This window comes from Pseudomonas sp. UBA6315, from assembly GCF_002438125.1.
Taxonomy (GTDB): domain Bacteria; phylum Pseudomonadota; class Gammaproteobacteria; order Pseudomonadales; family Pseudomonadaceae; genus Aquipseudomonas; species Aquipseudomonas faucium.
This window is the reverse complement of the sequence record NZ_DJTF01000137.1, coordinates 1-14261: the sequence shown is the minus strand read 5'-3', so window position 1 is coordinate 14261 and position 14261 is coordinate 1. Positions and strand designations below refer to the sequence as shown.

At 59.3% G+C, this 14261-nt stretch carries 6 protein-coding genes; 4 read left to right on the top strand and 2 right to left on the bottom strand.

Annotated features, from left to right (window positions below; all coding sequences use genetic code 11):
- Nucleotide 1: 1 nt before the first annotated feature.
- Both B3E94_RS16230 and B3E94_RS16225 read right to left on the bottom strand, forming a co-directional pair.
- The gene (locus tag B3E94_RS16230) at nucleotides 2-2455 is read right to left on the bottom strand and encodes a hypothetical protein (protein ID WP_286914301.1); all 2454 of its coding nucleotides are present in this window, start codon (nucleotides 2453-2455) and stop codon (nucleotides 2-4) included.
- A 98-nt stretch (nucleotides 2456-2553) separates the two neighbouring features.
- A complete protein-coding gene (locus B3E94_RS16225; RefSeq protein ID WP_286914299.1) occupies nucleotides 2554-4341 on the bottom strand; it encodes a hypothetical protein in 1788 nt (595 codons plus the stop codon).
- Nucleotides 4342-4631: 290 nt separating this feature from the next.
- Between B3E94_RS16225 and B3E94_RS16220 the strand changes: the two genes are divergently transcribed.
- From B3E94_RS16220 to B3E94_RS16205, 4 genes are all read left to right on the top strand, one after another.
- Nucleotides 4632-5090, top strand: coding sequence for a hypothetical protein (locus tag B3E94_RS16220; RefSeq protein ID WP_286914298.1), 459 nt, complete (start codon nucleotides 4632-4634; stop codon nucleotides 5088-5090).
- Between the two features lie 2 nt (nucleotides 5091-5092).
- Nucleotides 5093-10237 carry an RHS repeat domain-containing protein gene (locus tag B3E94_RS16215; RefSeq protein ID WP_286914297.1) on the top strand — a complete coding sequence of 1715 codons (5145 nt, stop codon included), beginning with the start codon at nucleotides 5093-5095 and terminating at the stop codon, nucleotides 10235-10237.
- Nucleotides 10238-10500: 263 nt separating this feature from the next.
- Nucleotides 10501-13068: a fimbria/pilus outer membrane usher protein gene (locus tag B3E94_RS16210; protein WP_286914296.1), complete on the top strand. Its 2568-nt coding sequence runs from the start codon at nucleotides 10501-10503 to the stop codon at nucleotides 13066-13068.
- Nucleotides 13065-14138: a fimbrial protein gene (locus tag B3E94_RS16205; RefSeq protein WP_286914295.1), complete on the top strand. Its 1074-nt coding sequence runs from the start codon at nucleotides 13065-13067 to the stop codon at nucleotides 14136-14138. Before B3E94_RS16210 ends, B3E94_RS16205 begins: the two co-directional genes overlap by 4 nt.
- Nucleotides 14139-14261 lie beyond the last annotated feature (123 nt).

The window sequence follows — 14261 nt, the reverse complement described above, 5'->3', positions numbered from 1 at the left end:
ATCAAGCCCCCCTCTGGATATTCTGCGCCCGCACGTACTCGAGCAGCGCCATGTGGCTTTCGCCGTACGGCATCGGCAGAACAACAAAGCCCCAGATCGGCACACGTCCCATGGGGGTTTCACTCCCGGCAACGATGATGTAAGGGCCTTCATTCTCGCCAGGCTGGTAGACGCCTGTGGCGGGATCGATCGCGCCAGTACCCTTGAGCACTGCCCATTGGGTTTCATCCAGCGGCAGGTCCTCGTCCTTGCCGGTACCATTATTGAAAAAGTTCACCACCAGCTTGACGCCACCTTGGGATGCGGGAGAGGCAATGATGTTTGCCGTGGTCGTAACCCAAGGAAGGATCACATCGATGGCTTGGCGTTGCCCGCCCGCCGACACATTGACCTGCTCTACATGTATGAGCGATGCAATCGTGCCCGAATCACCCGGCGCCCTTTGTGGCGAGACATAAATCTGCACATTCTTGTCAACGGGGATATCCAGGTCACCATCACCAGAGTTGGGAGCACGGATAACGCCTTTGCTTCCACTGCCCATTTCCCATTTCAACTCACTTCTGACATCTCCGCCGACCAGCACGTAGCGTGGGCTGCTGGCGTCGCTGGCAAATTGCGCAATCTGGAAGTTTGGATAAACGGATACGCTGTTCGGCACCACAGTCACCAACGCACTGCTTGAATTGCCATTGACAGTGGCTTTGACAATCACGCGTTTATGGGTGCCGGTAATCGTGTCGAGGGCGGGAGGGGTATAGACTCCATTTGCAATGCTACCGACTGCCCCCGACTCACCCGGCAGTGCGTGGACTTCCCAAGTTGGAGTGCCGCCTTGGGCGGGATCGAGCGTGAACGTGGCCGTGTCCCCTGTGCCAGCACTGATGGTGGTTTCGAGGGGGTCTAGGGCAAAAGTGGTCACTCGGGGAGCCAGATCACCTAGCAATGAAAGATCGCCAGGAAGGCTCAGCGTGCGTGGCGTGGCGACGTCCTGGCTACGGAACAACAGCCCATTGAGGCGCAAGAGGTTGAAAGGGATGGTTGTCGAACCGAGCCCCCTGATTTCCTCGGATATCGAGTCCACCATGGCTTGCACATACGAGCCGATGTAGTCAGGCGCCGCCTCCTCTGCTTGCCGCTCCCTGTACGAGTACTCAGAACCCCAGAATTCAACTTGCAATTCGGAACGAGCATCCGCCAGCCCCGTCATGAAAAGCTCACCGACCCGCTCGCCCTCGGTGACCACATCGAGCCCAAAACTGGCCCGGGTAGTAACGGTGAGTTTTCCGAAGGGGCGATTAACGGTGATGCCGGTAGACTCGACAAGCTGAATAACGAATTTATCTTCTGGCGCAGCTTCTACGCTCCACACAACTTCAAGTTGCTTGTCCACCTGCTCGATAGTGAGCTCGCCTTGGAAGTTAAGGGCCGGCCACTCCAGCGCGTAGAATGTGAACGAATCGTAACGTCTTTGATCACGAACGACATGGCCTGCAACCTGAAAGCCTACCGAGGCCGACACGCTTTTTAAGAAGCCTTTAGAATCCCGTACCAGCTGCGGATTCTGCAGATTCGAAAACTGCTCCACCAAATGGAACACCACCTCTTTGAACCAAGATTCATTATTGTAAAGCAGGTTCATTGAATAGTCCGGCTCACCCGCCCCACTGGGCGTTGGCAACAGATAGGGCATGTCCTGGTCACGGACAGGGAAATTTCCATTTTCTTCGTTGTTGAACGCAACACCGACCACCACCGCGCCTTCTTCTTTTTCCTCCTCACTGGCATTGCTGATGTCTTGAGCATTCGCCAACGAGTGGGTGCGCACGGTAAATGAAGAGGGGTTGAGTTCAGTGTCCACGGGTTTGAGAACATTGAGCTCCCACACACGATTTTCGACCGGCCACTTTTCAAACTCGGCGCGAATGGCTTCGCCCAGTTTCTCGTTCATCTCCTTCCAACTGGAGATTTCAAAGGAGTAGCTGTTGCCATTGGCCAGGTCCAATGTCACCCGCCCTTCATCATTGACCGAGCCGCCACCGCTTTCATTCAACATGATATCCATGCGCACCGACGGCGCAGTCAGCGGGTCCAGCACCGAATAGCTCACCAACTCCATATGGCCGCTGCCCGCGGCTTGACGCAATTGGGTAACCACGCCACTGATAACGTTCATGCTCAATCGCGCTCGGGAGTTGGCGATATTCGAATTCACAAACGACAACCGTGGTTTATCCAGGCGTATGTCGCGCACCTCGGTCCAGCTGCCACTCTCTGTTTCGACTCTGAAGTTGATCAACGGCAACCAGGTGCCTTCGTCGAAGCGCTCGATATGTTCCTGCGCCAATAACCGGTTGGCTTTGAAACGGTCGTAGACCAGCAAGGCGCCCCAGCCATAAGTGCGCGGTTTCTCACTGAGGTAGGTCAAATATTGTGCCATGGTAGGTCTGGCCATGAGGGTGTTCTCCAGTTCATTTAATTAGCGTTTACGCCTGTTCAGGCGCAAACAAGAGGCCGCCGCGCACCCGGCGGCAGAACGCTGCAACCGTTAGTTCACGGCAGTAGGGTCAATGACAAGTTAGGGAAACTGACGTAATACACGCCGCCGTCAAAGCTCACTCGGGCATGCAAGGTGAACGCTTCATTGAGCTTGAGGCGTTGCAGGAGCGCTCTCGGCAATTTCGCCCTGATACCGTTACTGGCTTCATTTGCCGTGACCGGTTCAGAGGCATCGCGAATGTCCTCGTTCAGCGCACCGCTTTGCGTCACGCCGCTGATCGACAAATTGAGCAGTTGCCCGGCACCACCGAAGCGCCAGGTGCCGAGCACCAGGTCGGCGCCAGCGCTTGGCACACGCGCCAGCGACAAGCTGCCCGATACCGCCTGTTCGCAGGAAACCCGGGGATACTCATTGGTCGGCAGTGGGCTGATGCGCAAATGGTAGGGGCTCGATTCCAGGTAATCGCCATTGACGATCACGCGGTACGACACTTCGAAGCGCCTGCTCTGGTCAACCGTACCGCGGCCCATGTTCGCCGGCACATACTGCGCGGGAATATGAAACATCAGCGGATCAGAACCCTGTGGCGTCGTGGCGATGTACTCGCCGAGCACCGGCCATCCGCTCCAATGAACGTGTAGGCTCTCGCCGGGCTGCAACACGTCTGGCACCTGCACCCGCACGCCGCTGATGCCATCGATCGCACGCAAGGTACCGTGGTCATTCTGCTCGTCAGGGGTCGCATCGATGACGCGCGGCGCGGTCAGTACGCGCGCGGTAGCGACAGTCACTGGCAATTCTTGGGAACGTTGCCCGGCACCTTCGCGACTGAACAGATAGGACAGGCCGATACCCAAACCCTGGTTTTCAAGTACAAACTCAGCGGGCACGCGGAAGATGATGGCACCCACGGCCAACGTGCTGGCATCCACGCGCATGACCTGCACCAGATCGCGCACCGGGCTGCGCCAGCGCAGGACAACCTGGTCCGAAATGTCCAGCCCTGGGTAACCCTCGATCGTGACGGTCAAGCCCTCTCGGAACTTGCCAGGGTCCAATGTTTCCCCCGGCACATGGCCGACGATCACCGGTTCTGGCAAGTAGCCAGGCAAAATTTCATCGGAATCCACGGTGAAATTCTGTAGCGGCGATTGTGCAGTCTGGCCATCGACGAAGGTAATGCGGTAGGACACTTTCGCAGACCCAGGGTCGATAAACCGAAACAGGTTTTTACCCACCGTGAATCCCAGCGGCTTTTCGCCGAAGTGCTCTTTGGTCACCACCAGCGTTTCAACTTCTGGCGGGTCTTCAAACCCGTATTCATCCACCCCTTGAAACGTGAAAGTTATCCTGTCACCTATTTGCATGGCCTGGTAAGGCAGGATGACGAAGTTTACCCCAGCGGTCTCCAGTTCATTGGGCTTGATCACCAACTCATGCGACTGTATCGCATGCACTACTGAAATACCTTCTCGCCCTGCGCGCGGTCTGATACCGACAAAACAGAACTTTCGCAATGAATCCTCAGTGTCATTCACCGTGTAGGAATAAAACGCTTCGCCACCGCCAGCGCCGACCACGATCGCATTGGCGATCTCCACCGGCACACCGTCATTCAAATCTTCGGCCTCGACGTAGTAGGTCGATTGGACATCATCGAACGCTTCACCTGATGGACTTGCGCCAAACCACCTTGGGGTCACCTTGTCATTGATCTGGATCCCCGAGTACTTGATGTAGGTAAGCAAATCTTCTGCACCCAGCTGATCGAGGTCAATTTCATTGTTATCGTTCAGTGCCGGTACGCTCGGCTGCTCCAGCACCCTCCGTACATCATTCATGACCTTTACCCCTTAGCTTTTGATGTGCTGCGCCATTCCGTTGCAATAACGTGGCGACGCTCTGCCAACCGTTATAGAAGCCTTGCCAAGCGACAACAACTGGCAAAATTGCTAGGTCACCGGCGGGGCCGCTGAATGAGCGTGATACTTCGCGCCAGGCAAACAGACCTAGCATTTTTGCCAGGTGCCGCCCTGTACGAACTCTTCTAGGCTACGCACTTAATACCCTGTGACCCCGCGGTTAGGCACTGCCCCTCCGCCCCTTTCAACTATATGAAAAGGAACCGATCATGAGCACACCCAAACAGCAAAGTTCGATGGCCGCCGGTATCATTACGGTGTATGACGAAGAAGAGAAGTTCAAATCGCTCAACGTGCCTGACGCGGGTAGCAATACAACTGTCACGCTCGAAATGGACGATTTGAAAGCACGCCAGATACATATGATCGGCCTGCCTTCAGCGGCCACCATCACCTTGGAATCGAAAGTCAAGGAGAATAATGGAACCCCCAAATGGTGGATGAAATTAAAAACCACCCACGCCCCTTCTTACCTCGAGCAGGAACACATTGATCAATATGTAAACCGCAATGCGCCCGGTAATTTCATACGCACCGCACTCGGCATGCTGGTCATTGGCAAATCCACCACCGATGCCACTCCCGACACACTTGGCACAGTGACCATCAGCACATCGGCCGGGCCCAGGGGAACACGCGCGACAACACCCGCTGCGCGAGGAGAATAACCATGGCCATTCAATCCAATGCGCTCAACTTCCTCAGTTATACCCAGGGCAACGTCGACCCGCGTACCGGGCAGTACGGTTTTTCCATGGAGATACCGCCGCTCAACCCCAATGATCTGCAGGGCCCTGACCTGCCGATGCAATTGAATTTCAACCCACTGAACGACTCGAACTCAGGGTTCGGCATCGGCTGGGCCTTGAACCTGAGCAGCTACCACCTCGACAGCGGCATGCTCGAACTGCATACCGGTGAGCGCTTTGCAATCTTTGACAATGGCCCGGGTGAACCGGTGGTGGTACCTGAACGCAAGCTGGAAAGCTTCCAGGTCACCAATATCGGCGGCGTACAGGGCACACGCCTGCGGGTGGCCCACAAGGCGGGCCTGATCGAAATACTGGAGCCCTTGAAAGTCGACCCCAGGCGCTGCCTGCCAAGCCGCGTGGTAACGCCATCAGGCCATGGCATCACCCTGGAATACGACACCGACAAAGGCCGGCTGGTAGCGATCCGCGACGACAGTCAGCGGGTACTGCTCACCCTCACCTACAACGGTGATCATGAAGCGCTGCTGGATATACAGCCCGGCAGCGAAGCCCATCTACGGTTCACGTTGCAGTTTGCCGGTGTGCAACTGCGCACGCTGGTCATGCCCACCTCTGATCAAGCCCGCTGGGAATTCCATTACCGAGCGCTTGGCCCCGTACATGTGCTTGAAAGGTTGATCAACCCACTTGAGGGTGAGGAGTTCATCACCCACAGGGAACATGGGCATCAACTGCCCGGGGTGAACCGGTTCGTGCCCCATGTCATCGAGCATGTCGCCAAGCCCAACCCGCTTGACGAAACGACATTCATCACCACGCGCTACGCGTACAGCAATACCAACTTCCTGGGCTACGGCGCATCAGGCGTGGTCTGGGATGACGCTTACAACCAAGACCAGCTCTACAAGTTCACAGGCCACGAGTACGTCTACGATTCAACCGCCAGCCATTATCTCGATGGCCAGGTGTTGCGCACCATCAAACGGTCCTTCAACCGTTTCCATCTCATGACCGAACAGGTCACTGAAGAAAGCGGTTGCGTAGAAACCGTCACCACCGAGTACCACGACAAACCGGGCAGTTTTGCAGAGCAGGATGAGTACTGCCAATTGCCCGCCACCATCAGGAAAACGTGGACCGACAAGGCAAACCCGCAAGCACGGCGCGACGAAATCCTCACCACTGCATATGACAGGGCCGGCAACCTGGTGGAAGAACGGCTCGCCAATGGCATGCACATCGTGCGCTCGTACTACCCTGTGGCTGAAAGTGACGGCTGCCCGCAAGACCCGGAAGGCTTCCGGCGCAACCTGCATAGCATCACCACCTACCCCGCCAATGACAGCGCTTCGGCCAAACCCGCGCCTATTCTGCGTACCCTTTACACCTACAAGGCAATGCCGATATTGAGCCAGGCATCGCCCGCGCAACAGGCCGAGTCATGGCTGGTGGTGGACAGCGAGGAACTGGTCGAAGTGCTGGTCGGTGACGACGACAAAGAAACCGAGCAGTTGCTACGCCGCATCGACATGGGCTACCTGAACATGCCAGGCAACCTGTTCTTGCATGGCCGCTCCAACCTGCGCACGACCCGCATGGGCACGTACACGTCCACCACCCAATGGCATTATGAAAAGGTCGCAGATGACCAGGGCCAACTGACCCACCTGCGCACCAGGACCACCTTGACCCCCCCTGGCGGCACGCTCGAGAAAACCTCGGCCAGTGTCCAGTCCGTGCCGCGCAACATGGCCATCGAAGACGAAGACATCAATGGCGTGGTCACCCGCCATCGCTACGATGAGCTCAACCGCCTGATCGAACAGACGGTAGCGCCGGGTGACCCGCACTACTGCGTGTCGCGCACGTTCGAATACGGCAACGTCAGCGAAGACAACCGCTCGTTGTGGTACGCACAGGTGACCGACGTCAACGGCGTTGTCACCCGTACCTATCACGATGGGCTCAACCGCCCCGTGCGTGAAACACGCACCTTGGACGGGTTGGGCGATGCCGCAGCGGCAGGCAAAATTACCCGCAAAGTATCCGAAACCGCTTACGACTCGATAGGGCGCGTCACCAGCGAGACCCTGTTCGATTATCTGCCCGCCGCACCAGGCAGCGGCACGCATGAAGAGCGCCCGCTCGCTCTGACCTCCCGTTATGCCTACGATGGCTGGGGGCAGACCTGCGAGGTGCTACGTGCCGATGGTGTACGGGAAAAGACCGAATTCTCGCCTTTTGGTGAAAACGGCAACAAGGTCACCGAGTGGATTGTGAGCCCGGACAAACCCGACATCCGGCAGCAACTGACCGTGGAGGAGCACAACCTTTTCAACAAGCCAACGTATCACTACCAACTGCTGCAGCAGGGCATGGTTGAAAGCGACCGTACCGACTACGCATACGATGGCCTGGGCCGCTGTGTCAAAGAAACGTTCAGCTTTACCCCGCAGCAGGCGCTGGAGGCACGCGTCACTGAGTACAGCTACGACCATTGGGGGCGCATGCAGCAGACCCTGCGCGCCGATGGCAGCCTGCTGCTGCGCACATTCGCCGGCCACAGCAGCAATGAACTGACTACGCTGCTGGAGGTATGCGACAAAACCGGCGAACCGCCGCGGCCAATCTGCCGGCGGACATTCGACGGGCTCGAGCGCATGACCAGCCAGGCGATTGGGCCGCGGCTGGAGGCCTATAGCTATCAGGGCCTGACACAGCTGCTTGAATCGCGTACCTGCAGCAACACCGACGCGGCGCGTAATGACAAAAGCAGGCACGTCACCCGCTATCGATATGAGCCAGCGCTCACGACCCAGCCCGTGCACCTGAGTGCCACCGTTGAAGACGCGCAGAACACCCTTGCACCGGACGAAGCAGCCTTCAACTACCTGCCCACCAGCGCAGCCATCACCAGCGCCGACAACGGCAACGGCGGCCGCGTCTACAGCTATACCGACCAAGGCTTTCTGGCCGGGGAAGAATGGCAAGGCAACGGCCAGCAAGACTACAAGATCGACAACCTGTATTCGCTGGAAGGTCGCCTGATCCACCGCAAGCACACCGACGGCGTTGCCTGCCAATATGATTACGACCTACTGGGGCGGGTCCAGTCCATTACCCAGGGCGACCTGCAATGCACATTCGAGTACAACAGTGAAGGCCGCCTGGAAACGACGACTACCCGCGACAACCGCGATGCAACGCGCTATGTACGAAGCGTCCAGACCTATGACGATTTAGGCCGCGAACACCGGCGCACGCTCGATGCCAACGGCGAACAGTGGGTACTGGTGCTGAGTTGGCGTGACAGCACGACACTGCAGTCGCGAACGCTCTACCGCGCAGGCGATGAGGATGAACAAGCGTTCATCCGCAAGGAAGTGTTCGGCTACGACGATCTCGAGCGCCTGGTAATCCACGATTTCGAAGGCGACTGGACGAACGAAGCGCCTGACAGCGAACGCAGGAAGGCGCTGCCGCGCAATGCGGCGGGGCGGCGGATCATCGCACAAACGTTTGTTTTCGATGCCCTGGACAACCTCGAACGCTGCCTGACCGAATTTGACGACGGCAAACGCGACACCGCCCGGTTCAGCTATGCCGAAGACGGCAGCTTCCAGCTGACCAAAGTCACCCACACGCTGCAGGAGGATTACCCGGCAGAGCAAGGCTTCAGCTATGACGCGCGGGGCAACATGCTCAATGACGAGCAAGGGCGAACACTGGAGTACGACAGCCAGGGCCGTTTGCAGCGAGTGCTGGAAGCCGACGCCCACGAGCTGGTCAGGTATCTGTACGACGGCCACAACCAGTTATTGGCCAGCGTGCACAACGGCCAGCGCGAGGTGCAGAGGCGCTACCTGGGCAACGCCCTGGACAGTACCTGGGAGAACACACAACTGACCCAGTACCTGTATGGCGACGGCCGAGCGGTGGGCGAGCAGCAAGCCGGCAAACCCGACCGCCACCAGTTGCTGATGACCGATAACGCCGGCAGTGTCGTGGCCGAGGTCGACAGCGATGGCGCTCGCTACGCCAGCTATAGCGCCTATGGCGAACGCCCAGCTGACAATGGCTTGCGCACACTGCTGGCATTCAATGGCGAATTGCGCGAAGAAGACCTGGGCTGGTACCTGCTTGGCAGCGGTTATCGCGCCTTCAACCCCGCACTGATGCGCTTCCACAGCCCCGATTCGCTCGCGCAGGAAGTAGCTGGCCCCAACCCGTATGTCTATGCCCTGGGCAACCCGGTCAAATGGCGAGACCCGACCGGGCACTACTCGCAATTCATGTCGGGGACCGATGCGCCACCGCGCTATAACCCCGTGAGTTCCGGTGTTTCATGGTTTACCTGGCTGGGCTTGGCGGTATCGGCCGTGTTCCTGGCGATATCGGCCGTGGCCATGCCGTGGACCGCGCCCGCGGCGCTGGCCATGGGCACCACCTATGCGAAGGCGGTGATCGGTATCGTCGGCCAGGGTATCTCCCTGGCCCTGCAGGCCGGTGCGGTAGCCGCGCGCGATAACGAGTCACTCTCCATGGGGCTGAACGTAGGGGCGTTCTTCGTCGGTATCGCGTCCGGCGTGTTGGGCGGGTCAGCGGTGTTCAAGTTGCGGGGCGTCGTCAACCAGACACAAGCGGGAGCGAGCAGTGCACAGAAGGCTTCGTCGGTTGCGTCGGGTAGCAGGCGGAGTTCGATCAACTCTGTAAACAGCGGCGGCGTGCTTGGAGGGAACAACACAGACGCATTGTTGCAATTGGGGGAATTCAAACTGCCAAGAGTGAAGTCTCCCCTCCCGGCTATTAGTAATGGTGGTAGGGTGGAAGTGCCCACTTCAGGCACGCCGACGGTGCAAGTTCCAATATCAAAAAGTGTGCCCGCAAATTCCAATCCACAAGTTCGCCCGTCAACTGGTAAAAGTGCGTTTTCCGAAGCGATCGCTGCTCGGGCTAGAGATTTGGCTAGTCGTCAAATAGAACAAGCAGTTGAGTACGTCGAACCCGTAGCACCTGGTAAGCCTAATCCTCTGCGCACGATGTATGACGGGAGAGGGATACTGCTAAGTGCAGAGGTTCACAATATGCACAAAATAACCTAACTGACGGCCCCTGCTGCTCCCCGCAGCAGGGGTACCCGCTGGCCACCTGTTCATGCGATCAGATCCAGCCCCGCCCAATCGAATCCACCTGCTTATCCTCAAGACTCTTCCTACATCCCCCTTCCCCTCCCCTCCCTAATCTGGCCCGCAACCCGGCGCGGTCACCCACATTCGCCTGACTCACGCCGCTTCCTGCAAACAACCCTGGCATCGCCTTCTCGCTAGCCCGAGGCCTTGACCGGTGGTACCCCCGAGACTTTCCCATGCCTAAGCTTCACTGGCGCAGGCCCGTGGCGTCACGCCCGCGTTCTGCCCACTCAGCGCTGCTAGGCAGCCCGCTGATCCTCCTGTTGATCACACCCGCGCTAGCGAGCCCACCCGCCCCACGTTTTCAAGCCGAGTTCATGCACCAGGCGCCTGGCCAGTCAAGCGATGCGGGCGCCCTCGCCCTGCAGGCTCTGGCAGCGCAGGAACCCCTGGTGGCCGGCCGCTACCGCGTGCAGATTCTGGTCAACCACACGCCCATCCAAACGCGCGAAGTAGACATTCGAAACAGCGATGGCCAGGGGCTGCAAGCGTGCCTGACCGGCGACCTGCTGCGCGCCTTTGACCTGCGTGAAGAAGCCCTGGAATCGCCCCTGCCCAGCGACGACCGCTGCCTTGACCTGGCCGCGCTGATACCCCAGGCGCGCGCCGATTTCGACCCCTCGAGCCTGCGCCTGTCGGTGTCGATCCCGCAGATCGCCCTGCGCCGCCAGCAGGCCGGCTCGGTGGCCGAATCTCGCTGGGACGCAGGCATCGACGCCGCCTTCGTCAACTACCAGATGTCTGCACAGCAGTACAACAGTGATCGCGGCCACAACCGCAGCAGCCAGGACCTGTACCTGAACAGCGGCATCAACCTGGCCGGCTGGCGGCTGCGCAGCAACCAGATGCTGCGCCACAGCCCCGACGAGCAGTTTGCCTGGGAACGCAGCGATACCTACGCCCAGCGCGACCTACCCGGCATGCGAGCCAACCTCACCCTGGGCGAAACGTTTACCGGCGGGGAAGTGTTTCGCAGCGTGCCGTTCCTCGGTGCACAACTGGCATCTGACCTGGACATGCATTCCGATACCGAGCAGCAATACGCCCCGGTGATCCGCGGCGTGGCCCAAACCCGCGCCAAGATCGAAATACTGCACAACGGCTACTCGATCTACTCCACCTACGTTGCACCAGGGCCTTACGCCATCGATGACCTCAGTGTCGGTGCCAGCCACGGTGAGTTGGAAGTCATCCTCACCGAGGCCGATGGCCAGGTACGTCGTTTTATCCAACCCTACTCGTCACTGGCCAACCTGCTGCGCGATGGCATCTGGCGCTACAGCGCGACGGTTGGCCGCTACAACGGCGCCGAAGAGTTGGAACAGCCGGTGTTCTGGCAAGCTACCCTGGCCCGTGGCGGGCTGTGGGACAGCACCCTCTACGGCGGTGTGTTCGGCAGCGACTTCTATCGCGCGGGGGCGCTGGGGGTTGCCCGAGACTTCGCCGGGCTGGGTGCGCTGTCGTTCGACGTGACCCAGTCGCGCACCGACCTGGGCCGCCTTGCAGGCCAGGCACAAGGGCATAGCTTTGCCGCGCGCTACGGCAAAAGCTTTCAAACTGGCACCAACCTGCGCTTTGCCGGCTACCGTTACTCGACCGAGGGCTACCGCGACTTCGACGAGGCCGTCAGGGAGCGTAATCAGTCCGAACACTTTCTGGGCAGCCGCCGCAGCCGCCTGGAAGCCTCGGTGTTTCAGAACATCGGCAAACACTCCGTCAGCGTGACCCTGTCACAAGATGATTACTGGAACAGCAATACCCAGCGCCGCCATTACCAGCTGCAGTACAACACCCGCTGGCGCGACCTGGGCATCAACCTGTTCACCTCCCAGGCCCTTGCCCAAAACGGTGGCGACAGCCGCCTGCTGGGCCTGAGCCTGTCACTGCCACTGGACTTTGGTCGCCGGCACAATGCCACCTTCGACGTGCAGCGCAACAACGGCAGCTACAGCCAACGCGCCAGCCTCAACGGCGGGATGATCAACCACCAACTCGGCTACCAGGTGTCGGTCAGCAATGACGAGCAAAGCCGCACCAGTGGCGCGCTGTCGGTTGCTTATCAAGGCACCAGCGCCAGCTATGGCGCAGGTTACACGCAAGGGCCCGATTATCGCAGTGTGTCGGTCAACACCAGTGGCGCATTGCTGGTCCACGGCTCAGGCGTGGTGATGGGCCCCTACCTGGGCGAAACCAGCGCGTTGGTCCATGTGCCCAATGCGGCCGGTATCTCACTGGAGAACGGGCCGCCGAGCCAAGCCAACCAACAGGGTTATCTGCTGGCTCCCAACCTGCGACCTTATCGGCTGAATTCGCTGGTGTTGCGAACCGACGACTTGTCGCCCGAAACCATCATCGAAAATGCCACGCAGCAAGTGGTGCCGCGCCGCGGCGCCATCGTCAAGGCCAGCTTCCCAAGCCGCCAGGTCATGCGCATGGTCCTGAAGTTGCAACTTCCCGATGGTCGTGCGCTGCCCTTCGGCGCGCAAATTACCGATGCACAGGGCCGGCAGCTGGCCGTGGTCGGCCAAGCAGGGCAGGCGCTGGTGGCCAGCGACGAGCAAGGCCAGCAGCAACTGTTGGCACAGTGGGTGGAGCAAACCACCCGTGAATGCCGGTTGACACTCACCCCCCAGGACATCCCGGTAGTCAACGGCTACCGCATCCAATCACTCGTGTGCCAACCCCACAGCGCCCCCCGCCCTCCCGCTGAAGCGGGCACCAACGAGCAGGAACAATCCTCATGAGCACCCTTGGATGCGCAGCCTTGCGCCCCACCGCCACAATGACATGCGGCCTGGCTTTCTGGCTGTTCTGCAGCCAAGCGCAGGCCTTGTGCAATTGGCAGTCGAACTCGCCCACCTACATGACGTTCGAGCATGATATGGGCACCGTTTGGGTGCCCCGCGATGCTGAAGTGGGGCGTGTGATTGCCGATCTACCCATGACTGTCAGAAACAGTGAAGGGGCGGCCTTGAGTTGTTTCTACAACGCTTCACCGCCCACCCGGGCCATGATGATTCCCTCCACGCCACTTGTCGTGAACGCCCCCGCACGCGGTCAGCGCTTTACCGAAAGCATACTGCGCACCAACATTGACAGCGTTGGTGCAGTGATCACGCTGGCCTACCCCTACGATGGCTCGGCCTCCAACACCTTTACATCCGACGATGGCAGCCAAGAGGTGCCCTACAATGGCACCATGATCACCCCCACCGGCTTCAACGCACCGCTTGGCACAATCAGAGGCCGGGTGAGGTTGATAAAGACCGGCCCGATCCCCCCTGGCGAACACATCATCGACAGACAAATGTTCCACGGATCGACCGATGACCTGGGCAGGGTCATGGACTACATCTTGAGAGCTCGGGTCAAGCAAGCTCAATGCACGCTCTTGGGCAACCCGGTAAGCGCAGACCCGGTGCAATTGGGTAATTACACCGTGGCCGACTTCAAAGGCCCCGGCCCCGTCGGCATCGACACCCCTTTCAGCATCACGCTCAGTGATTGCGAAGACGACAGTGCGGCAAGCACCGCCTATGCCCACATCGAACTGGATGGCACGAGGGGCTCCAACGTGCTGGATGCCAAAAGGGGCATCTTCAGCCTGGGTACCGGTTCTACGGCCGCAGGTTTCGGCATTCAGGTACTGCACGGGGATGGTCGGGAGTTGCCATTGCAAGAGGCGGTCTCGGTCAAGCAACTGCAACTGGGCGTGACCCAACTTGATTTCCGGGCACGCTTCTACCAGCTTGACCCGACGGTGAGGCCAGGCCTGGCGCAGGGAGCATTGAACTTCACCATCAGCTACCGCTGATCATGCCGCAGGCGCCCGGCTGGTTTGCCGGGCGCCTGGGCAGACAAAATAATCAGGCATGCAAAAACGCCGAAAAGGACTTGCGTCCTTTTCGGCGTTTTTCGATTTGGAGCGGGAAACGAG

Excerpts from the sequence above, each read along its gene's own strand:
- B3E94_RS16230 (WP_286914301.1), bottom strand. The coding sequence starts at position 2,455 with ATGGCCAGACCTACCATGGCACAATATTTGACCTACCTCAGTGAGAAA.
- B3E94_RS16225 (WP_286914299.1), bottom strand. The coding sequence starts at position 4,341 with ATGAATGATGTACGGAGGGTGCTGGAGCAGCCGAGCGTACCGGCACTG.
- B3E94_RS16220 (WP_286914298.1), top strand. The coding sequence starts at position 4,632 with ATGAGCACACCCAAACAGCAAAGTTCGATGGCCGCCGGTATCATTACG.
- B3E94_RS16215 (WP_286914297.1), top strand. The coding sequence starts at position 5,093 with ATGGCCATTCAATCCAATGCGCTCAACTTCCTCAGTTATACCCAGGGC.
- B3E94_RS16210 (WP_286914296.1), top strand. The coding sequence starts at position 10,501 with ATGCCTAAGCTTCACTGGCGCAGGCCCGTGGCGTCACGCCCGCGTTCT.
- B3E94_RS16205 (WP_286914295.1), top strand. The coding sequence starts at position 13,065 with ATGAGCACCCTTGGATGCGCAGCCTTGCGCCCCACCGCCACAATGACA.